The sequence below is a fragment of the Paenibacillus sp. sgz302190 genome (genome assembly GCF_059820445.1).
Window position 1 is genome coordinate 27733 of record NZ_JBZYAO010000028.1, and the last position, 22095, is coordinate 49827.

General features: G+C 54.4%; 17 protein-coding genes. 2 read left to right on the forward strand and 15 right to left on the reverse strand.

Annotated features, from left to right (window positions below; translation table 11 throughout):
* Positions 1-15 precede the first annotated feature (15 nt).
* The 3 genes from AC6RNO_RS25370 to AC6RNO_RS25380 all read right to left on the reverse strand — a co-directional run bounded on the left by AC6RNO_RS25370 (position 16) and on the right by AC6RNO_RS25380 (position 3741).
* Positions 16-1221 carry an FtsX-like permease family protein gene (locus tag AC6RNO_RS25370; protein WP_497107169.1) on the reverse strand — a complete coding sequence of 402 codons (1206 nt, stop codon included), beginning with the start codon at positions 1219-1221 and terminating at the stop codon, positions 16-18.
* Positions 1218-1895, reverse strand: coding sequence for an ATP-binding cassette domain-containing protein (locus AC6RNO_RS25375; RefSeq protein WP_497107170.1), 678 nt, complete (start codon positions 1893-1895; stop codon positions 1218-1220). The genes AC6RNO_RS25370 and AC6RNO_RS25375 overlap by 4 nt, the downstream gene beginning before the upstream one ends.
* A 100-nt stretch (positions 1896-1995) precedes the next feature.
* The gene (locus AC6RNO_RS25380; RefSeq protein ID WP_497107171.1) at positions 1996-3741 is read right to left on the reverse strand and encodes an alkaline phosphatase; all 1746 of its coding nucleotides are present in this window, start codon (positions 3739-3741) and stop codon (positions 1996-1998) included.
* Between the two features lie 387 nt (positions 3742-4128).
* On the opposite strand from AC6RNO_RS25380, the gene AC6RNO_RS25385 reads away from it, so the two are divergent.
* Positions 4129-5034 carry a cation diffusion facilitator family transporter gene (locus AC6RNO_RS25385; protein WP_497107172.1) on the forward strand — a complete coding sequence of 302 codons (906 nt, stop codon included), beginning with the start codon at positions 4129-4131 and terminating at the stop codon, positions 5032-5034.
* Between the two features lie 780 nt (positions 5035-5814).
* Here AC6RNO_RS25385 and dnaJ read toward each other — a convergent pair.
* From dnaJ to gpr, 11 genes are all read right to left on the reverse strand, one after another.
* The gene (dnaJ, locus tag AC6RNO_RS25390; RefSeq protein ID WP_497107173.1) at positions 5815-6933 is read right to left on the reverse strand and encodes a molecular chaperone DnaJ; all 1119 of its coding nucleotides are present in this window, start codon (positions 6931-6933) and stop codon (positions 5815-5817) included.
* An 84-nt stretch (positions 6934-7017) separates the two neighbouring features.
* Complete coding sequence (dnaK, locus tag AC6RNO_RS25395) at positions 7018-8862, reverse strand: molecular chaperone DnaK (RefSeq protein WP_497107174.1); 1845 nt, start codon at positions 8860-8862, stop codon at positions 7018-7020.
* A gap of 72 nt (positions 8863-8934) precedes the next feature.
* Positions 8935-9507 (reverse strand): nucleotide exchange factor GrpE, encoded by a 573-nt coding sequence (gene grpE, locus AC6RNO_RS25400; RefSeq protein WP_474683433.1) that lies wholly within the window; start codon positions 9505-9507, stop codon positions 8935-8937.
* A 50-nt stretch (positions 9508-9557) separates the two neighbouring features.
* On the reverse strand, positions 9558-11099 hold the full coding sequence (locus tag AC6RNO_RS25405) for a TCP-1/cpn60 chaperonin family protein (RefSeq protein WP_497107175.1): 1542 nt from the start codon (positions 11097-11099) through the stop codon (positions 9558-9560).
* Positions 11100-11132: 33 nt separating this feature from the next.
* Positions 11133-12161 (reverse strand): heat-inducible transcriptional repressor HrcA, encoded by a 1029-nt coding sequence (hrcA, locus tag AC6RNO_RS25410; RefSeq protein WP_474683431.1) that lies wholly within the window; start codon positions 12159-12161, stop codon positions 11133-11135.
* A 105-nt stretch (positions 12162-12266) separates the two neighbouring features.
* A complete protein-coding gene (locus AC6RNO_RS25415; RefSeq protein ID WP_474683430.1) occupies positions 12267-12734 on the reverse strand; it encodes an N-acetyltransferase in 468 nt (155 codons plus the stop codon).
* A 361-nt stretch (positions 12735-13095) separates the two neighbouring features.
* Positions 13096-14256 carry a radical SAM family heme chaperone HemW gene (gene hemW, locus AC6RNO_RS25420; protein ID WP_497107176.1) on the reverse strand — a complete coding sequence of 387 codons (1161 nt, stop codon included), beginning with the start codon at positions 14254-14256 and terminating at the stop codon, positions 13096-13098.
* Between the two features lie 73 nt (positions 14257-14329).
* The gene (gene lepA, locus AC6RNO_RS25425) at positions 14330-16144 is read right to left on the reverse strand and encodes a translation elongation factor 4 (RefSeq protein ID WP_474683428.1); all 1815 of its coding nucleotides are present in this window, start codon (positions 16142-16144) and stop codon (positions 14330-14332) included.
* A gap of 1417 nt (positions 16145-17561) precedes the next feature.
* The gene (locus tag AC6RNO_RS25430; RefSeq protein WP_497107177.1) at positions 17562-17981 is read right to left on the reverse strand and encodes a DUF3679 domain-containing protein; all 420 of its coding nucleotides are present in this window, start codon (positions 17979-17981) and stop codon (positions 17562-17564) included.
* 33 nt (positions 17982-18014) lie between these two features.
* Positions 18015-19235 (reverse strand): stage II sporulation protein P, encoded by a 1221-nt coding sequence (spoIIP, locus tag AC6RNO_RS25435; protein WP_497107212.1) that lies wholly within the window; start codon positions 19233-19235, stop codon positions 18015-18017.
* Positions 19236-19375: 140 nt separating this feature from the next.
* Positions 19376-20374: a GPR endopeptidase gene (gene gpr / locus AC6RNO_RS25440; protein WP_474683426.1), complete on the reverse strand. Its 999-nt coding sequence runs from the start codon at positions 20372-20374 to the stop codon at positions 19376-19378.
* A gap of 197 nt (positions 20375-20571) precedes the next feature.
* On the opposite strand from gpr, the gene rpsT reads away from it, so the two are divergent.
* Entirely contained in the window at positions 20572-20844 is a 273-nt protein-coding gene (rpsT, locus tag AC6RNO_RS25445; protein ID WP_474683425.1) for a 30S ribosomal protein S20, read from the forward strand.
* Positions 20845-20910: 66 nt separating this feature from the next.
* Here rpsT and holA read toward each other — a convergent pair whose 3' ends face one another.
* Complete coding sequence (gene holA / locus AC6RNO_RS25450; protein ID WP_497107178.1) at positions 20911-21930, reverse strand: DNA polymerase III subunit delta; 1020 nt, start codon at positions 21928-21930, stop codon at positions 20911-20913.
* Positions 21931-22095: the final 165 nt, after the last annotated feature.

Genomic DNA, 22095 nt, shown 5'->3' on the forward strand with positions numbered 1-22095 from the left:
TTCATAGCGATCACCTCACGACCTGAAAAGCTGCAGGGGATCGACACGGTAAGCTTGCAGCGCCGGACCGGCGGAAGCCAAAACGCCGATCAGCAAAGCGCCGGCTGCAAGCAGCCATTCCCCTGGAAGCAGATTCCAGGATTGAATTTGCAGTCCTGTGAATTCAAATACGGCATCGCGGCTGATGTAACCGCCGACATGGCCGATCACGAGCCCGAGCACCAGGCCGATCGCCGTCAGCAGCAAGCCTTCGCCGATAAGCGAGCTCCAAATAAACTGTCTGGACTTGCCAATAAGCCGAAGCAGACCGACGTCTTTTCTCCGCTCGTTGACCGCAGCAATCAGCGAAAGCAAAATCGAAACTGCGGCCAGCAGGACGCAGATCACGGTTACGACGCTAAGCGCCTGCGTCCCTTTGTCCACTACATTCACTACATCCGCGACCGCTTTGCTTGTATATACGGCCTGTATGTTGCTCATTTGCCCGTATTTGGTTTTGATATTTTGCGCGCCGAGCAGCGTTTTGGGCTTGACGAGTATTGCGGTGATTTCCTTATGCTCGGCGGACTCCGTGTGATGCACGGCCCAGGCGTAATCCAGCGTCGTGAAAACCGCCCTGTCGTCCGATGTCATTAAAGGCGGCAAAATGCCGACAACCGTGTAGGAAAAACTGTGATGATCGTGCTCTTCCCCACCGTCCTCATCATGGTCCGCTTCTCCCTGGATCAAGCCATGCGCGCCTTGAAACTTATCGCCTACGCGGAGATTCATCGCTTGCGCGGCATGCGATCCGATCACGGCTTCGCCCAGCTTGCCGTACAGTCTGCCGGAAGCCATTTGCTTGTCGCCGTATCGGGTCGTAAAATAACCCTGTTCCATCCCGACGATCGGGAAACCGTTGTAGTTATCCCCGGTCGTCATGGCAAACGCGGTGTCCACTTGCCCGTCTTTACGAACGTCCTCCAGCAAAGAAAACGGGACATTTCCCGTCGGAGCGCCGATATGATAATACGTGTTCAAAGCCAGCTGGGAGGCGCTGCCCTTTGCTCCGATCGTCACTTCGAAAGGACCGTATCCCTTCTCGGCTCCCTGTTCCACGCCGGCGCTGCACAGCAGCAGGAAAACGATCAGCGCTACGGTGATCGCCACGGACAATACCGTCAGAAGCGACAGCATTTTACGATGTATAATATTGCTCCAAAGCAATGAAAACAGGCTCATACCGCTTCTCCTCTATGAAGTTGATTCAACTCGTGAATGTGAACCCGCTTCGGAAACAGCTCCGCCAAATGCAGATCATGGGTCACGGTCAGCAAAGTCAGCTTCTCCGAGCCGCATATGTCAAGCAGCAGTGACATAATATCGCGCGCCGTCTCCCAATCCAGACTGCCGGTCGGCTCGTCGGCCAGCACGAGCGCCGGCTTGGCCGCCAAAGCTCTTACGATCGCAGCCCGCTGCTGCTGCCCGCGGGACAGCTGGGAAGGCAGATGGTGCCGGCGGTCTTGCAGCCCCACCCGTTCAAACCATGCGTCAAGCTGCTCGCGCCGCTGGTTGGCGCTCCACTCCTTCGGAACGATCAGCTCGACATTTTGCTTGATGGATAACGATGAGATCAGGTGAAAGTCCTGAAAAACGTAGCCGACCTTCCGGGCTCTGAACTGATCGCGCTTCGATTCGGAAAACGAATGAATCGGCTCGCCGTCTATCGTAATTTCGCCGTCATCCGGCGCCATAACGCCGCTGAGCAGATGGAGCAGCGTGCTCTTCCCGCTTCCGCTCGGACCGATCAATGCGATGCGCTCCCCCTGGGTTACCTGCCAATGCTTCACCTGCAAAACAGGATATCGGGTACCGCCTGCCGTAAAATGTTTGCTTACTTCCTTCATCTCGATCATTCGGTTCACCCCTTAAGCTTGATTTCGTTTGCGATACAAAAGAAAGAGGACAGAGGCCCTAACTTCCCCCTGTCCGCTCCTTTCCTGTCTTGCGGAAATCTTAGTTTTTCACGATGCGCTCGTTGAAAGCGTCCCACGTATAGCTTTTGCCTGTCAGCTTGTTGAATACGTCAAGCGGCAGGTACAGCTTGCCGTTGTCGACATTGCCCGAAAGGCCGATGCTTGCGCCGTTTTCCGAAATTTCGCCAGTCGCTGCGAGGACGGAATATTTTTTGCTGTCTTTTGTTAATGTTATTGTTTTGGTAGCTTCATCCCATGCGACAGTAATGCCCAGCTCTTCGGCAAGCGATTTTGCCACGAACAGCGTTTGGTTGTCGCGGGTAACTTTGAACAGCGGGTACAGATATTTGTCTTGCAGTTCTTTCGTTGCTGCAGTCAGATCCGCACCGATTACTTTCGCTCCGCTTTTCGCGATATCGGTATTGTCCACGTCGCCTTTGACGAGCGAAGCGATCGGACCGTAAGCCCATACGCCAACGTCTACGCCAGTATGTCCATGACCAGTCCAACCTACAGCAAGACGTTTCGAAACGACTGCGTTGTAACCTCCGGCACGACCGTAAGAAGAACCGTCGCCTTTAAGGATCAGCGCTACTTCATCGTCCGACAGATCCGTGAAGCCTGTGTTGTCGGCAACGATTTTACGGATATCGTCGGCAGTTTCCGCTTTTTTGAGCAGGCCGTCCAAATACTCGTAGGAATGCTTCTCTTTATTGAACAAATCCACGTTCAACTCATACACGTTGTTGATCGCCAGCGACAATCCGCCGGTTTCATGGTCAGCCGTAACGACAACCGAAGTGTTGCCGTCTTTTTTCGCAAAGTCGACAAGCGCTTTGAAAGTTGCGTCCATTTCAAGCATTTCCTGAATGTTGGCAGGAAGGTCGTTTGCATGTCCGGCATGGTCGATACGTCCCGCTTCTACCATGAGCACAAAGCCGTTTTTGTTTTGGGAAAGAATATCGATCGCTTTTTTAGCCATTTCCGGCAGGTCAGGCGTCGTCGCAGTGTCGCGGTCAAGCACGTAAGGGATTTCAACCGGAGCAAAAACACCGAGCGCTTTGCCCGCCGTTGCCGGAATGGCGTCCAGACCTTTTTTGTCGAAAGCCGTTTTGTAGCCCTTGGCTTCGAAATCAGGAATAATATTTTTGTCCGTCCGCTTGCCTTTTTCATCCTTCGTCACGAAGTTCACTTTGCCGCCGCCGAACAATACGTTCACGCCGCTGTTCAAATATTGGCTGGCAATCGCGTTTTGGTTGCTGCGCTGGCGCACATGGGAAGCCCAAACTGCCGGCGTAGCGCCTGTAATGCTATCTGTCGTAACAAGTCCGGTTGCTTTGCCCTGCTTCATAGCCGCTTCGATCACGGAAGCAAAAGGTTTCGCCACATCGCCGTTCGATACGCTGATCGCGTTGTTGTATGTTTTGTTGCCGGTGGAAAATGCAGTTCCTGCCGCAGCCGAGTCCGTTACCGCTCCGGATTCCGACGTGTAAGGGCCTGCAACCGAGTATGTAGTGGCTTTGCCGACATAGTAGCCGCCGTCAAGTTCCAAACGGTCTTTATTTAAAAACTTTTTGGAATAATACCGTGCGGCCGTTACCTCAGCCGGACCCATGCCATCGCCGATCAGCACGATCAAGTTTTTGGATGGCGATGCTGGAGCTGTCGCTTCCTGCGTTTTGGCCGGAGCAGCCGTATCAGCCGCAAATGCGGAACCGTAGACGCTGATGGAAACCAGGGAGAGCGTTAAGGTGGAACCGATGATTTGTTTCAAGCCCTTTTTCAAATGAATTCCCTCCAAAAATGTATTTCAACTTCTTCAGCATAATCCCCGTTGATTTTAGGAGGTTCAACTCTATGTTTTCACAGCATTAAAAGTTTTATCAAAGATTAAGAGAATGTAAAAACAAGCATGGGTGCCGTCCGGTTCTCGCTGTGAGCGATCCGCTGACAAGCCGTTTACGAACCGCCAACAATGAAAAAAATCACCGTCCTGCCCGGTACAACCGCCAAACGTGTGGCAAAGTTTGATCCGGCCAACTTTGTTTAGCTGTCCAAAAAGTATTTTACCATGTGAATGAATTTCGCAGCCGCCAAGACTGTTTCTCTAGACCCACACGATCGGCATCCTTTATGATGAGTGAGTCATTAAATTGTGGGGGAGATTGAAGTTATGGATATTTACAATAGTTTGCAAGAGGGGGAAAAAGGGGCATGGCTGAGCATTGGGGCCTATGTCTTTTTATCGGCTTGCAAGCTGGCTGTCGGCTATTATGCAAATTCCGAAGCGCTTCAAGCGGACGGATTGAACAATACGACGGACATCGTCGCATCGGTGGCCGTGCTGATCGGGCTGAAAATATCGCGAAAGCCCCCTGATCAAAACCATAAATACGGACATTTCCGCGCGGAAACGATCTCCACGCTGATCGCGTCTTTTATTATGGCCATCGTCGGCATCGAAGTGCTGGTCAGCGCCATCAAATCGTGCTTTGCGGACTCGCCCCCGGTTCCGGGCATGATATCCGCCTGGACCGCGCTCGCTTCCGGCATCTTCATGTTCGGCGTGTACGCGTACAACTTCAAGCTGGCCAAGCGGACGAACAGCAGCGCCGTTATGGCCGCCGCCCAGGATAACCGCTCCGACGCGTTCGTCAGCTTCGGCGCCTTCGTCGGCATCGTCGGTTCGCAGTTCGGGCTCGGCTGGCTTGATCCTTTGACCGCGACGATCGTCGGCGTCATCATCATAAAGACGGCGGTCGATATTTTCCGCGAAGCGATCCACTCCTTATCCGACGGGTTCGATGAAAAGCAGCTGGCCGATTTCGCCAAAACGATTAAAAAAATTGCCGGCGTCCAGACCGTCAAAGACATAAAGGCAAGAGCGCACGGCGCATTCATTCTGCTGGACGTAACGATTCTGGTGGACGAAAAGCTGAGCGTCAAAGAAAGCCATACGATCACAGAAGTGATCGAACGCCGGATGAAGGACAAACATCGGGTGGAACACGTTCACATTCATATCGAACCTATATCCGATCCGATAAAAATCGACCGCGCGGAAGAAGCCGTCCGCTAAACCAAGCGGGCGGGCGGCTCAAGAACGCTCGATTGACTCGTCTCCGTCACTAGCACGTGAAAAGCCTGCGAAACTCCCACGCCGCCGTGGATGGCACCGCACAGAATCGCACCGCGCGCAGCTCCCAGCGCGCGGTGTTTCGCCGCATAACGGCGGTCGGTCGACCATTACTCGTGGTGCACCTGGGGCGAGATACTCCTGCAAATGTCAGGCTGTTGAAAAACTCGCGTGCCCGGAGATAAGCACATCTGCCTGGCAACGCGGAGAAAGCCTGCAAAAGTGCAGGTTTTTGCACATGAATACGCTCAGCAGCTGAAAATTCCTGCAAATGTGCAGGTTTTTTAGCTGCTGTACGAGCTGTAGGCCCATTTTGTCGGGAATTCCTGCACAATTGCAGGCTTTTCCCCAAAATGGGCCTCATGCACAGAAAAAGCCTGCACTTTCGCAGGCTTTTTAAGCTCACGGGCGGGCGAAGCCAGCAGCTATGGCTGCGGTCACGTCGCTCGCCCGAGCGCGAAGTCTGCCGATTGGCTGTGCTCATAGTCAAGCCCCCCTCCGGCTGCCAGCCCTGTCAAAGTGTCGCGACTTTCTCGTCCGACACTCGGTTTTCGCAGTTTTCGCGGGCCGACGGGCCTGACGGAGCTGACAGACCTGGCAGGCCGCTTCGGCAGCGCCGCCGGGGACGGCAGCCTTCGGCTGACTAAAAAAAGCACTCCGCTTAAGCGACGCTTCGGCTGAACTTCCCGGCCGTCGCATCCGCTAGCGGAGTGCTTTTTTTGTTTAATCGCCCAAAAAGGCTCTTTTCATGCGTTCGAAAATCGACTCGCTCTGCTCGTGCGTAAGTTCGCCGCTCTGCTTGCCGAATTGGCGCAGCAGGTCCTTCTGCTCCTCGCTCAAGTTCGTCGGCGTGACGACGACGACTTTCACGTGCTGGTCGCCCTGGCCGTAGCCGCGCAAGCGCGGGACCCCTTTTCCTTTGAGGCGGAAATGGGTGTCGGTCTGCGTCCCGGCGGGAATTTTCAGCTTGACCTTCTCGGTCAAGGTCGGAATTTCGATCTCGTCGCCGAGCGCCGCCTGCATGAACGTGAGCGGCACCTCGCAGTAGATGTCGTCGCCTTCGCGCTCGAAAAATTCGTGGGATTTCACACGGATCACCACGTAAAGATCGCCGGACGGGCCGCCGCGGGTGCCGGACTCCCCTTCGCCGGTAACGCGCAGCTGCGCGCCGTCGTCTACGCCCGCAGGAATTTTGATATGAATCGTGCGCTGCTTCTTCACTTTGCCCGAGCCGTGGCACGTACCGCACTTGTCTTTAATGATGCGGCCCTGCCCGTTACAAGCGGAGCACACCCGTCGGTTGACGATCCGGCCGAACGCCGTATTTTGTACAACCTCCTGCTGCCCGCTGCCGTGACATACGCCGCACGTCTCCGGCTTCGTGCCCGCTTTGGCGCCGGAACCGTGGCAAGTGTCGCACGTTTCCGTACGCGGAATATGGATGTCCGTTTCTTTGCCGAACACCGCTTCCTTGAATTCGATCGTCATCGTATACTGCAGATCGTTGCCCCGCTGCGGTGCGTTCGGATTGCGTCTGCCTCCTCCGCCGCCGCCAAAAAACATATCGAAAATATCGCCGAAGCCGCCAAAGTCGGCGCCGCCCATACCGCCCATGCCCTGATTCGGATCAACGTGGCCGAAACGGTCGTACTGCGCTTTTTTCTGATCGTCGCTTAGAACATCGTAGGCTTCCTTGGCTTCTTTGAACTTATCCTCGGCGTCCGGAGATTTATTGACGTCAGGGTGATATTGACGGGCCGCTTTACGGTAGGCCTTCTTGATGTCTTCTGTCGAAGCATCCTTCTCTACCCCAAGCACCTCATAATAATCGCGTTTGCTCATCGTTCCACTCCCATGTTCAAGACTACAAACGGAAAGTCAAAGCCGCTGGAGCTCCCCAGCCGGCTTTGACTTCACCCGTCCATCTTACTTCTTGTCGTCTACGACTTCATAGTCGGCATCAACCACATTATCGCGTGCTTTGGCGTTCTCGCCTGCACCTGCCGCCGCGCCGCCTTCGGCCGCTCCCTGATTCGCTGCCGCTTGCTCATACAGCTTCACGGAAAGCTGTTGAATAATTTCCGTCAGCTCTTCGGTCGCCTTCTTGATCTCTTCCAGATCGTTGCCGGAGAGCGCCGCCGTTACTTTTTCTTTCGCAGCGTTCGCTTTGTCGATTTCGCCCTGGTCTACTTTGTCGCCGAGGTCTTTGATCGTTTTGTCCACGGAGTATACGAGTTGGTCCGCCTGGTTGCGGGCTTCGACCAGCTCTTTGCGCTTGCGGTCTTCTTCCGCGTGCGCTTCCGCGTCTTTCATCATTTTTTCCACTTCTTCATCGCTCAAGCCGCTGGAGGAAGTGATCGTAATTTTTTGGCTTTTTCCTGTTCCTTTATCGAGCGCCGATACGTTCACGATACCGTTGGCATCGATATCGAAGCTGACTTCGATTTGTGGAATGCCGCGCGGAGCCGGAGGAATATCGCCAAGCATGAAGCGGCCCAGCGTTTTGTTGTCCGTCGCCATCGAGCGCTCGCCTTGGAGAACGTGAATTTCTACGCTCGTCTGGCTGTCCGCGTAAGTGGAGAACACCTGCGATTTTGTCGTCGGAATCGTCGTATTGCGGTCGATCATTTTCGTGAACACGCCGCCTGCCGTCTCGATGCCGAGGGACAGCGGAGTAACGTCCAGAAGAACGACGTCTTTAACGTCACCGGTCAATACGCCGGCCTGAACGGCTGCGCCGAGAGCAACGACTTCATCCGGGTTCACGCCTTTATGAGGCTCTTTGCCGATCAGTTTTTTGATTGCTTCGACGACCGCTGGAATACGGGTGGAGCCGCCGACGAGAACGACTTTATCGATGCCGCTTGAAGTCAAGCCCGAATCGCTAAGCGCCTGGCGAGTCGGTCCAAGCGTTCTTTCGACAAGCGGCGCAGAAAGTTCTTCGAATTTCGCGCGGGTCAAGTTCAACTCCAAGTGCTGAGGCACGCCGTCGACTACCGTAATGAACGGAAGGGAAATCGTCGTGGTCAGAACGCCGGAAAGTTCTTTTTTCGCTTTCTCAGCCGCATCTTTCAAACGTTGTACTGCCGCTTTGTCTTTGCTCAGGTCGATGCCCTGCTCTTTTTTGAACTCGGCTACGAGGTAATCGATGATGACTTGGTCAAAATCGTCGCCGCCCAGACGGTTGTCCCCGCTGGTCGCTTTTACTTCGAAGAAGCCGTCGCCAAGCTCCAGGATGGATACGTCAAACGTACCGCCGCCAAGATCGTACACGAGAATCGTTTGATCTTCCGTTTTTTCCAAACCGTAAGCAAGCGCCGCCGCCGTAGGTTCGTTGACGATACGCAGAACTTCAAGACCTGCGATTTTACCGGCGTCTTTAGTCGCTTGGCGCTGGCTGTCGTTGAAATAAGCAGGCACCGTAATAACCGCTTGAGTTACAGTCGAGCCCAGATAGGCTTCCGCATCAGCTTTCAGCTTTTGCAGAATGATCGCGGAAATTTCCTGCGGCGTGAATTCTTTGCCGTCGATGATTTCCTTATGGTTGGTACCCATATGGCGCTTGATGGAAATAACCGTTTTGTCCGGATTCGTGATCGCCTGGCGTTTCGCCGTTTCACCCACTACCCGTTCTCCGTCTTTTTTGAAGCCAACGACCGACGGGGTTGTACGGTTTCCTTCGGCGTTAGGGATGACGACAGCCTCTCCGCCTTCCATTACGGCTACGCAAGAGTTTGTCGTACCTAAGTCAATACCAATTACTTTACTCATGAGAGTTGCCTCCTTTGATTGTATTCATGCTTTGTCATACTGCCATCTATTCGAATCGAAGAATAAGATCGATTACACGCTAACTTTAACCATCGCCGGACGGATGACTTTTTCTTTCAGCATATAGCCTTTTTGCAGTTCCTCCACAACGATGCCTTCCTCGTGCTCATCGGATTCAACTTGCATAACCGCCTGATGGAATTCCGGGTTAAACGGTTGTCCGACCGATTCAATCGGCTGTAAGCCTTCTTGGGCAAGCACTTGGTCGATTTGGCGGAAAGTCATTTCCAATCCTTTTACCAGCGAGTCAAAATCTTTCGTTTCCTTGCTTGAAGAAAGCGCGCGCTCGAAGTTATCAACTACCGGCAGCAGTTGTTCGATTAATTTAAGCGAAGCGTACTTCGCAAAATCTTCTTTCTCCGTTCTTGCACGGCGGCGGAAATTATCGAAGTCTGCTTGAACGCGTAAAAACCGTTGATAGTTTTCTTCGGCTTGCACACGCAGCTGTGCCAACTCATCAGGCTGTTCGGCAGCTTCTGCCGAAGCTCCCTGCTCTACCGCTTCTTCCTGTTGGCCGTTTTGCGCTTCTTCGGCTGCGTATGTAGCATTCACTTCCTGCTCTGCTTGCTTCTCTCCTGTACTCAATGTCCTTCACCTCCTTAAAAAACTGCTTCTTACCGTAAGTGTACCCATCTTCAAGCCTCTTCAAAAGGCTGTTTCATTTTGATTACGGTATGAATGCGCAGCACCGCCGCAGCTACTTCTCCGGCTGCTTGCAGCGCGTGGATTTTCACTTCCGCGGGGTCGACGACGCCCGCCGCGATGAAATCCGTCACCTGGCCGCTGTCGCAGTCGATGCCGAGACTGTCGGAATCGCGCGCAATTTGCGCCGCCTTCAGCTCCTCGACCTTCTCCAGCGGGTTGTAGCCCGCGTTGACGACAATCTGCGACAGCGGCTTGCGCAGCGCTCCCGCTACCGCGTCAACGCCGAACGCCTCCATGCCGCGCATCGTCTCGCGGCGGCGCTCCAGATCGCGCGCGACCGCCAGCTCCGCGGCGCCGCCGCCGGGCAAGTACCCGCCGCGCACGGCGGCTTGGACGGCCGAGGCGGCGTCCTTCGCGATACGCGCGCGCTCTCGGGCGGCTTCGCGCGTCGCCGCGCCGACGACGACCGTCACGCGCTGCTCGCCGCCGCCGCGGCCGACGCGCACGCGCGCAAGCCGCTCGTCGTACGCGGCGTAGCCTGCGCGGCCGAGCGCGGCCTCAAGCTCGCGTGCGCTCTTGCGCAGCGCCGTGCGCCTCACCGGCCGGGCGCCGGTGTGCTCGCTCAGCTGCTGCAGGTCCCTGCGGGACAGCCGCTGCAGCACGAGAATGCCGTGGTCGGAGCAAAACTGCTCCGCCTCCGGGTCCACCCCCCGGTCGGCCGCGATCAGGCCGACCCCGAGTTCCGGCAGCAGGTCCAGGCTGCTGCGGAACTGCTCTCTCAGCGACATGTACCGCTGATAGCCCGCTTCGGTCACCAGCGATTCCTCGCTGACCGCCTCCGGCTCCAAAGCGTCCTGGAGCACGAGAACGGATATATCTCTTAATTCTGTATCCATATGCACGTTCATCGGCTTTTGACTCAAGACGATGCCGGGCCACACTTCGCTTCCCGCATCTTCATGCGCCAGCACGCTATCGGCGAAACAGTAGCCTTCATCGCGCAGCTTTGCCTCGCCGACCGCCTCCGCGGCGTCCACGATCAGTCTGGCCAAATCAGCCTGTTCGCGGCCTGCCGTATAGGCGATCCGGACGAGTGCGGCGTCGCCGAGTCCGGATATTTCCCTGCGCCGCTCGCGAAAGCTGCGGACGGCCAGCTCGATGCCGTGCTGCATGCCGCTCACGACTTTGGCGACCGGTACGCCGCGCGTCACTTGCGCGACGCCTTCGCTGACCAAAGCGCCGGCGAGCACGGTCGCTGTCGTCGTCCCGTCGCCGATTTGCTTTTGCTGGCTCTGGGCGACCTGGATCATCAGCCTGGCCGCGGGATGCGTAACATCCATTTTCTCCAGGATCGTCACGCCGTCATTCGTAATAATGACTTCCCCATGCGCCCCTACGAGCATCGTATCCAGCCCTTTGGGGCCTAATGTGCCTTCGACAGCCGAACATATGGCCCGAACGGCCGACGCATTGTTCATGAGCGTGGAGTAGCGGTCTTCCCCATCGCTGTGGACCTGCTTGTTTCCACTCATCCCTGCAGGCACCTTCTTTCAAACGTTAGCATCTTATTTACCGTACCATCGGCCCAGTACAACTTCAAGGTGTCTGGATAAATGGTTGAGCAAATTAATGACCCTGCCGTACTCCATCCGGGTAGGCCCCAAAATGCCGATCGTGCCGATCGGCTTGTCGCCAATCGAGTAAGACGCGGTAATCAAGCTGCAATCGTTAATCGCTTCAAGGCTGTTCTCGGTGCCGATCTTGACTTCAATGCCCCCGCTCGACGGCGCAAACAACTTGATCAAGGTCGGCGCTTCTTCGAGCAGGTCGAGAATGCTTTTCACCTTATCGACGTCCTTGAACTCGGGCTGGATCAACATATTGGTCATGCCGCTTAGAAAAACGCGGTCCTTCTCATCGTTCTGAAGCACGCTCTCCACAACGGAAAGCAGCTCCTCGTAGCCATTCACATATTTGCTCAGCTCTGTGGAAATTTCATTATATAGCTTGGACTTGAATTGCAGCAGCGGCACATCTTTCAGCCTGGCGTTCAAAAGGTTAACGACTTTCTCGATTTCCGACATCGGAACCCCGTCGGGAATCGTGACGGTCTTGTTCTCGACATGTCCCGTATTCGTGACGATAATAGCTACCGCCGTCGTATCGGTAAGCGGCACGATTTGAAGATGCTTGAGCGTCGTGCTGAACACCTCGGGTCCAAGAACGATGGATGTGTAATTGGTAAGGCTGGACAGCATGCCCGCAACGTGCTGGATGACATCCTCCATCTCCTGGATGCGTTGGGCGAATACCAGCTTCATCGCATCAAGCTCATGCGCGTTCAGCGTACCTTGCTGAAGCAGATGGTCGACATAGTAGCGATAGCCTTTGTGAGAGGGAATACGTCCTGCCGATGTATGAGGCTGCTCCAAAAAGCCCATTTCCTCCAGATCCGACATTTCATTGCGGATCGTAGCCGGACTGAACCCGACGTTCCCCCGCTTGGAAATGCTCCGCGATCCGATCGGCTCTGCCGAGCGAACATAATCATCAATGATCGTACTCAAAATCATTCGTTGACGCTCAGATAACATCCAAACCCCTCCCTGCTAATCGCACTCTCGATGTCGTTAGCACTCTTGCTGAGTGAGTGCTAAATCCTAATACAAAAATAACAGACCCTAAGGTCTGTTGTCAAGTCAATCCAATCGTTTCAGCACGGCGATTTCATCGCAGCAGTACTGCTTTTTGCAATGAATGCAATCCTTCCATACCTTCTCCGGAAAAATTTCCTTTGGCACGACGGTAAAGCCGTTTTTTTGAAAAAAAGCGACCTCGTAGGTCAAAGCCATCACTTTTACGATGTGCTGGTTCCGCGCCTCTTCTACGAGAAAATCGACCAATTTGCCGCCGATGCCTTGTCCCTTGTAACCTTGCGTAATGCCGAGCGAGCGAATCTCCACCAGATCGGGGCCTAGTCTGGTCAAGGAGCCGCAGCCGATCAGCTTGCCGTCAAATTCCGCCACGACGAACGTCTCGATCTGTTCTTCAAGCATCTGCCTCGTTCTTGGGAGCATGATTCCCTGCTTCGCATACCCTTGTATAATATCGTAAAGCTTTTCTATATCCTCTATAGAAGCTTTTCTCACCGTAACTGTCGTCGTCATCCTATATCCCACCATTCACACACGAAAAATACATAAAACCCACGCCGGCGCGAGGAAGCGGCTGCACCGCGGAGCGCCCGTGGATTTATGTATAAATATACAGTAATTCGTATATTTGCACAAGACTTTTTTTACCCTCTAAATCTAGGCAAGGCACCCTCTAAATCTCCCTGAAAGGGAGACCCCAGGGGTTCCGTCCCCTGGACGACGGCGATTTGCGGGAAAGAGGAACGTCTGCGTTTGTGAGCTTCGGGAGCGGTTGGATCGCTTTCGTACCTTTCAGGTACACGCTTTCAGCTAGAGTGATGAGGGAAGCGGTCTTAGCGCCTGGCGGCGTGACGCGCTTCCCCCGTACCCACTGCTACGACAAGAAAGAGCCAAAAACCTCATTGCCCAGCAGGATGCCTTCCTTTGACAGGCGGTATCCGTCTGCCGTTTGTTCCAGCAGTTTGCGCTGGAGCCATTTATCCAGCGTCGGGCCGAACTCGGATTCGATCGTCACGCCGAACTGGCTGGTGAAATCGGTGTTTGTTACACCCTCCATCATGCGGAGTCCGACCATCATGAAGTCTTCCATCGCTTCCTGCCGCGTCACCTCGAACTGTTCCATAATCGGCAGGCCCGTTCGGGTTGCGTCGATGTAAGGCTGGATGCCTTTCACATTGACGTGCCTTTGCCCGTTCATATATCCGTGCGCGCCTGCACCGAGACCGTAATAGCTGCGGTTGCGCCAGTACATTGAATTGTGCTTGCTTTCGTAGCCCGGCTTGGCAAAATTGCTGATCTCGTACTGTCCGTAACCGGCCTCCGTCAATGTTTGCATAATCAGCAAGTACATGTCCACTTCTTCCTCTTCGCTCGGCAGCGGAAGCTGATTTTTGTGGTACAGCGTGTGGAACAATGTATTTTCCTCCACTTTGAGGCTGTAGATCGAATAGTGCTGCAAATTTAGCGCCAGCGCCTCTTTTAGCGTTGCCTGCATGATCTCCACCGTTTGCTTCGGCAAGCCGAACATCAGGTCGATGGACAAATTGCGGAAGCCCAGCTTTTTCGCGTTGTCCAGGCTGCGGTAGACGTCGTCCGTATTATGAATCCGCCCGATTGCCGCGAGCAGATCGTTGTTGAAGGACTGCACGCCGAAGCTGATGCGGTTGACGCCGCCTTCTTTCATGACAGCCAGCTTGTCTTCGTCCGTCGTGCCGGGGTTCGCTTCCATCGTGAACTCGACCTCGCCGCTGTCTGCGGGAAAATAAGTGCGCACCATGCGCAGAAAACGTTCCATCTGATCGGGCAGCAGGACGGTCGGAGTGCCCCCGCCGACGAAAATCGTCTCTACCCTGCCGATCGGCTGCCGCTGCACCGTCTGCTCCATCTCCCGCTCCAGGGCGTCGAGATACTCCATGACCGGCTGGCCTTTCAGCACATAAGAATTGAAGTCGCAATAATGGCATTTGTTCGTGCAAAAAGGGATATGAATATAAACGGCCGCCGGGGCCGCTTGGGCTTTTTGAATGACTTGCATCGCAACCGTTCCTTTCTTTTCTTTGCGAAAAAAGCCAAGGGACAGTTCGCAGCTGTCCCCGGCTTATCATCTTTTACTCGTCGATTTTCAATACGGCCATGAACGCTTCCTGCGGCACTTCGACGCTGCCGACCTGCTTCATGCGCTTTTTCCCTTCCTTCTGCTTCTCCAGCAGCTTTCTTTTCCGGGAAATGTCGCCGCCGTAACATTTGGCGAGAACGTTTTTGCGCATCGCCTTCACGGTTTCGCGGGCGACAATTTTTTGTCCGATCGCCGCTTGAATCGGCACCTCGAACATTTGTCGCGGGATCAGCTCCTTGAGCTTGTCGCAGATGATTTTGCCGCGGTTGTAGGCGCCGTCGCGATGCACGATAAAGGATAGCGCGTCAACCTGCTCGCCGTTCAGCAAAATGTCCATCTTCACAAGACTGGATTTTTTGTAGCCGGTGAGCTCGTAGTCGAACGACGCATAGCCTTTCGTTCTGGATTTCAGCTGGTCGAAGAAATCGTAGACGATTTCCGACAGCGGGATGTCATAGGTCAACGTGACGCGGTTGGCATCCAAATATTCCATGTTCAGGTATTCGCCGCGCTTGCCCTGGCAAAGCTCCATAATGGTTCCGACATAATCATTGGGAACGATGACGGAAGCTTTCACGTAAGGCTCCTCGACGAAGTCGATGCGCTGCTGATCCGGGTAGTTGGACGGGTTGTCGATGTCCATCACTTCGCCGTTGGTCAGCGTGATGCGGTAAATTACGCTCGGCGCGGTCGTAATGAGCGGAATGTTGAATTCCCGCTCGATCCGCTCCTGGATAATTTCCATGTGCAGCAGGCCCAGAAAGCCGCAGCGGAAGCCGAATCCGAGCGCCGAGGATGTTTCCGGCTCGAAGCGCAGCGAAGCGTCGTTCAGCTCCAGCTTTTGCAGCGCCTCGCGCAGATCGTTGTAATCCGACGTTTCGATCGGATACAATCCGCAAAAGACCATCGGGTTGATGCGGCGATAACCCGGCAGCGGCTCGAGCGCAGGCCGGCCCGCTTCCGTCACGGTATCCCCGACGCGCGTGTCGCCTACGTTTTTGATGCCGGCTACGATAAAGCCTACGTCGCCCACGTCGAGCGAGTCGACGATGGACATGCGCGGCTTGAACGCGCCTACCTCGATGACCTCGAACGTTTTGTTCGTCGCCATCATCTTGATTTTGGAACCGGCCCTGATCGAGCCGTCCACAACCCTCACGTACACGATTACGCCTTTGTAGGCATCGTAATGCGAGTCGAAAATCAGCGCCTTCAGCGGATTGTCCGGGTCGCCCTGCGGAGCCGGAACTTTTTGGCACACCTGCTCGAGAATTTCCTTGATGCCGATACCGGCTTTCGCGGAGGCGAGCACCGCTTCGCTGGCGTCAAGTCCGATCACGTCCTCGATTTCCTGCTTCACTTTTTCCGGATCGGCGCTTGGCAAATCGATTTTATTAATAACAGGCAAGATTTCGAGATTGTTGTCGAGCGCCAGATACACGTTGGCGAGCGTTTGCGCTTCGATGCCCTGCGCGGCGTCCACGACAAGCAGCGCCCCTTCGCAGGCCGCCAAACTACGGGACACCTCGTATGTAAAATCGACGTGTCCCGGCGTATCGATCAGGTTAAGGATATATTCCTCGCCGTCATCCGCGCGGTAGCTGAGCCGCACCGCCTGCAGCTTGATCGTAATGCCGCGTTCCCGCTCCAGATCCATCTGGTCGAGCACCTGCTCCTGCATTTCCCTCGAGGAGAGCGCGCCTGTATATTCCAATATCCGGTCGGCAAGCGTCGACTTTCCATGGTCGATATGTGCAATGATCGAAAAGTTGCGAATTTTCTTTTGTCTGGCCCGAATGTCCGTCATTCTTACGACTAACCCCCAACATGCAAATAATTTTCATTATAGCAGTTGTGGGAATGTACAGCAATGTGCTGCTAGAATACTGCGGAAAAACTCCGCCTTTCGGAGCCTGCCGCCCGCGTATCGCCTACATCGTGCGTGAGCATAAACAGTTGCTTGCGTACGTATTGTCGGGCACATGAGTGTGTTTCATCGGCATGCGTGAACATCGATGGTAGCATGTGTGCACACCGCCGCTAACCTGCGTCAGTACCTCCGGCATCGTGCGTGTGTATCCCGCCATCATGTAGAAAACCTGCGATTGTACCCGATTGTACAGACTTTTGCCCAGGAAATAGCCCGTTTTTGAGAAGAGCCTGCGATTGTGCGGGAACTATCCGTCAGTGGGAGTCGAGAGCAGCATGTTAACTGAAAAAACTGTAGATTTACAGGAATTTTTCCTAACAAGCATTATCTGCTAGCCAAAATCTGCATTTTCCATATTTTTGAAATAATGCACATTAGAAAGAGCTCATCTGTATAAACACGTAGATTGTTGATAAAGTGGCGAGTTAACGCTCTTCCCAACCCACGCCTCTCTTGCACGGGTTGCGGTGCTGAAATGGGGATACGGGTGGCTTGGCAGGGAGAAAACCTGCGAAAGTGCAGTTTTTTTCTGTAAAAGTATTTCATTTTGGTGAAAAGCCTGCAATTGTGCAGGAATTTTCAACGAAAATGAATCTGAGCCCATGTTCTTGGCAAAAAGCCTGCACTTTCGCAGGAATTTTTCGTCTCCAGCGTATCAACCGAGCAAAAACTGTACTTTTGCAGGTTTTCTTCGCGCAACCAGGCAGATTGTACAACTGGACTCTGGCGTATGGAGTTCGGGAGCAGCCTGATTTTCACAGGTTTTGCACATACCACAGGTTCCGCACACATTGCAGGTTTTGCACATACCACAGGTTCCGCACACATCGCAGGTTTTACACATACCACAGGTTCGGCACACATCGCAAGTTTTGCACATACCACAGGTTCCGCACACATCGCAGGTTTTACACATACCATAGGTTCCGCACACATCGCAGGTTTTACACATACCATAGGTTCCCAGGTTCTGTACATACCACAGGTTCGGCACACATCCCAGGTTTTGCACATACCACAGGTTCGGCACGCATCACAGGTTTTGCACACACCACAGGTTTGCACGCATCGCAGGTTTTTGCGGACGGCCCGGCCGCGGGATGACGGCGGAGCGGTCGGCCTACCCGCCGTCATGCAGCGCAACACCACGCGCTGGGAGCTAGCTGCACGCGGTGCGAAGCCACTTCAGCTTTGTTTCCCTTCCCCTTTGCCGAGCACNAGCGGTCGGCCTACCCGCCGTCATGCAGCGCAACACCACGCGCTGGGAGCTAGCTGCACGCGGTGCGAAGCCACTTCAGCTTTGTTTCCCTTCCCCTTTGCCGAGCACGCCGTCGAATAGCGAAACGAACGCCTTGATCCCGTGGTGGGCGGTGATTTGCAGCAGGTCGCCGAGCTTGTTGCCGACGCGGTTCAGCGCGTTGTCGTGGTCGGCGACGGGATCGGCCTGCTCCTTGTCCTTCGCCGGGCTTTCCTTGGCGTTGGCGGCCGACGTTTTCGCTTTCGCGCCGCTGTCCGCCTTGGCCGGGGCTGGACTTGGCGAAGGAACGGCCGCCTTCTCCTTCGGCTTGGCCGCGGCCTCCTGCACGTTTGCCGTGGCGAGCGTCAGCGGCCCCTGGATCTGTTCGACGCCGTTGGTGGCCAGGCTAACCCCGAACAAGATGCAGAACAACAGCAGCAGTCCCAGCAGCGCCACTTTCAGGTAAAAATGTTTCATCCTCATCGTCCCCTTCCCTCCGGCCCAAGCGGCTCATAATGGTTTCGGCGCCGGGGCGTCCACTTTTTTCGCGTTCAGAATGACTTCCGATATGGCGCCCGCCAGCCAGTCGGTTGTCCGGTAGCACTCTTCAAGCGTATTGTAAGGTCCGCCGACCTCGATCAGGATGCTGCTCGGCGAGAAGTTCTGGTTGTACAGGCCGTTGCCTTCGTTGGCTTCCTTCGCATGGATGCCCTTCGATATTCCCGGATGCTTCGATTCCAGCGCCTGATGGATAGCGTTTGCGAACTCTTCGTTCTTTTTCCATTCCGGGTTTTTGCCGCCGATAATAAAGTAAACCTGAGCGTAGTCTTTCCCGTCGATCGTGACCGTCGTATTTTTGCGGACGGCCGAGTCGCGGTGAATGTCGAAAAAATATTGCAGGTCCGGATGCGCGGCCGCTGCTTCCTGCAGCGTTTTCAGCGAATATTTATAAGAGTACGGGTACTTGAAACCTTTCACCGTGTTCGGATAAACGGTATCCGAGTGGACCGCGCCGATGCCGTCTTTTTCCAGGTTTTGCGCCAGCCGACTGCCGACGTTAATGACGCCGATCTTGTCGCTGTAGGCTTCGTCAGGGTCTGTAATGCCCTTGAGCTCGGGCAGGAACGATTCGTTGCTGTGCGTTTGATAAACAAAAGCGACATTTTTGCCTGCCAATTTCGGCGGCGTGGCACCGGAAACTGCAGTCGGCATAGGGCTTGGAGCCGTTGACGCATCAGGGGCGGCGGGAAGCGACGTCTGTTCTGCCTTTGCAAAAACATCGGCAGGCGGGTTCGCATGGAACGGCTCGCTGGGATTGGCCGCGCTGCCCGCGACCAGCACCGTCGTTCTGTCCGTATCCATGCCCGGCAGCTCGCGGGCCATCAAGCTTTTCGGATCATGCGGATTAATATCGGTCACGAGGCGAAAAGCGAAATTGAATACGTTATGTTGGGAAAACGTAAATTTTTTGTTGTTTTTGTTCAGATGCGGCACTTCCATGCCCAGCATGTCGATAAAAAACTGATTGGTAACCGATGCGGCAAGTCCTTTCATGGATGAGACGGGGGAGGCGGTCATCACCCGCGATTGCAGGTAGCTTCCGAGCCCTATGAGAACGAAAATGGCTAGGGTGGCCAGGCCGAGCAGGAAAAAAGTTCTCCCCAGCGTGTTGGCGCTCTGGTACGTTTTACGGATGCGGCTAAGATTGAGTGTGGCGGATGTCCATTTCATCACAGCGATTCCTCCTAATCTATCTTACTTTAATCTATGAAACAGGCCTGCCCGCGTAGAACCCGAGACGATAGAAAATTTTTGATAGACAAAATAGAAAGAACCCCTGTTCAGGAGCTCCCGTAAAAAAGCATATGCCTTTAATGCGTGTAAGCCGAGACGTTCTCGGCGCTGACCGCGTCGTGCAGCGCGGCGTTAAGGCCGCTGGCGATGATGTTGGCGATGTCCTCGATGAACTCGTCGATCTCCTTTGGCGTTACGAGCAGGTCGTGACCGACCGGATTGAGCACCTCTCTGACGAGCATCAGTCTCTCTTCCTCCTGCATCCCGTCGAGCAGCCCGAGAATTTGCCCGGTGTTGCTCGTCCGCTCGCCAAAGTGTTTGCGCATCATATCGAAGGTGTTGTTCACGATCGTCGAAGCGTAGACGACGGTCGGCACGCCGATCGCGATTACGGGAACGCCCAGCACCTCTTTCGTCAGCCCTTTGCGCTTATTCCCGATGCCCGAACCCGGATGTATGCCGGTGTCGGCGATCTGGATCGTCGTATTCACCCGCTCCAGCGACCGCGAAGCGAGCGCATCGATGGCGATAATGACGTCCGGACGGGATCTGTCGACAATTCCCTGTACGATATCGCCGCTTTCAATGCCCGTAGTGCCAAGTACGCCGGGGGCCACGGCGCTCACAGCCCGGTAGCCGGGCGTTACGTCGTTCGGGTAAAGCTCAAAATAATGGCGGGTCACCATCACATTCTCCACAACGAGCGGCCCCAGCGCATCGGGCGTAACATTCCAGTTGCCGAGACCGATGATCAGCGCTTTGGCGTCCGCAGCGATCCCGATATCTTTCAGGAAGCGCTCGAATTCCTGGGCGAACTTGGTCGCAACCCGGTCCTGAAGATCGCTGTCCTTTTGCCGCAGCGCAGGCACTTCGATCGTTATGTAATGACCGGGAAGTTTGCCGAGCGCTTGCGAGCCCTGCTCGTCCATGACGTGAATCTTCGTCACTCTGATTCCGTTCTCCCGTTCGGACTCCGTTTCAATGCCCGGAATATTTTGCCCCTGTCGCGCTGCTTGCGCCATGTCTCTGGCGTCCAGAGCCAGGTCGGTATGCGATGAGTAAATGTTTAAGTCCATAGTGAATGCTCTCCCTCTTCTCTGTCGGCAAGTAAAATTATTGTGCGACGAAGACGCGGCCGTTATGCAAAAAAGAAAGCTCATTGAACAATACCAGCTATTGCATTTTCAGATTTAGCATGGTAGAATACTTAAAGTTGTCAGCAAACATGAAAATGTATCGTTGAACGTGTTTTGTGAAGTAGGAGGTGAATTTCATGCCAAACATTAAATCCGCTATCAAACGAGTAAAAGTTAGCGAAAAGCGCCGTCTTCGCAACGCTTCCCAAAGGTCCGCTCTGCGCACCGCTGTGAAAGCTTTCGAAACCACTGCTGCTAGCAATAATGTAGAAACTGCCAAAGAAGCGCTGATCAATGCTTCTAAGAAATTGGACAAAGCAGCTTCTAAAGGTTTAATCCATAAAAATGCCGCTAACCGCAAGAAGTCCCGTCTGGCTAAAAAGCTGAACGCTCTTTCGGCTCAAGCGTAATCCCAGCACATACAAGCAAAAGTCCAGTTTCCCTCGCGGGAACTGGACTTTTTTGTTGTCAGCCGCTCACGCCGCCAGGCGGAGCAAAAACATTTCCAAACCGAGCACCTTGTCGATGCGGCCGCTCTTCATTTGAAAATCGAGGTCGGCGAGCTGCGATAAAATGAGACAAAGCTTGTCCGTCTCGTATTTTCTCGCCTGGCCTTCCGCGATTTTTACCGCATACGGATGCAGACCGACTTGGGAAGCCATCTGCTGCTGGGAATATCCCTGCTTGCCAAGCTCTTTTACCTGCAGCATAATCCGGAACTGCCTGGCAATAAGCGCGGCGATTTTGATCGGCTCTTCACGCTGCTTGAGCAGCTCTTCAAGAATGACAAAGGCGCGTTCCAGCCGGAGCTGTACGATATCTTCGATCAAAATAAATACGTTCTGCTCGGTGCTGCGGGCGACAAGCTGATCGATCGTCTCCCCGGTCGCCGTGCCTCCGGAGCCGATGTATAAATATATTTTCTCGATTTCGGCAGACAGCGCCTGGAGATTACCGCCGGTATACAAAATCAGCTGGTCGGCTGCGCCGGACGCGAACGAAAAGCCCAGCTTCTGGGCCTGCCTTACTACCCACTGCTGCAGCTCTTCCGCGGTCAGCGACAAGAAAGGAATCGCCGCATCGCGCTCCTTCAGCGATTTGACCACTTTTTTGCGCTCATCCAGCTTGTCCGCGTCTACGGTAAACACGATGACGGAATGGTCGACAGGCGACTTTAAATATTCGATCAAACGTTCCAGGTTGTGCTCCGCCTTGCTGTTGTCTCTGGCCCCGGTGAAAAATACCGCATTGGTTGCGATAATCAGCTTCTTGGGCACCATAAACGGCAGCGTCTCGGCATCTTCCAGCACGGAAGACAAACCGGTTTCCCCGAGGTCGAATTTGCTTACGGCAAATTCCCTGTGCTCGGGCTCAATCAGCGCGTCCGACAGATATTGAATAAACTCGCGCATTCTATATTTCTCAGGTCCGTAGCATAAATAAACCGGCGCGGTGCGGCCTGCTTGAATTTCTTTCAACGCCTTTTTCGCATCCATGTGCATCCACCTCTTGACTATCTTACCAACAACAAAGGGATTGCGTCAAAATCCGAAGATGTTGACGCAATCCCTTTGCCGAGCAACAGGAAGAATTTGTACCGGAAGCAGTCTCCTTCTCCCGGAAACAGCATCTATTTAAACACCGGCGCAAAGGCTCTAGAA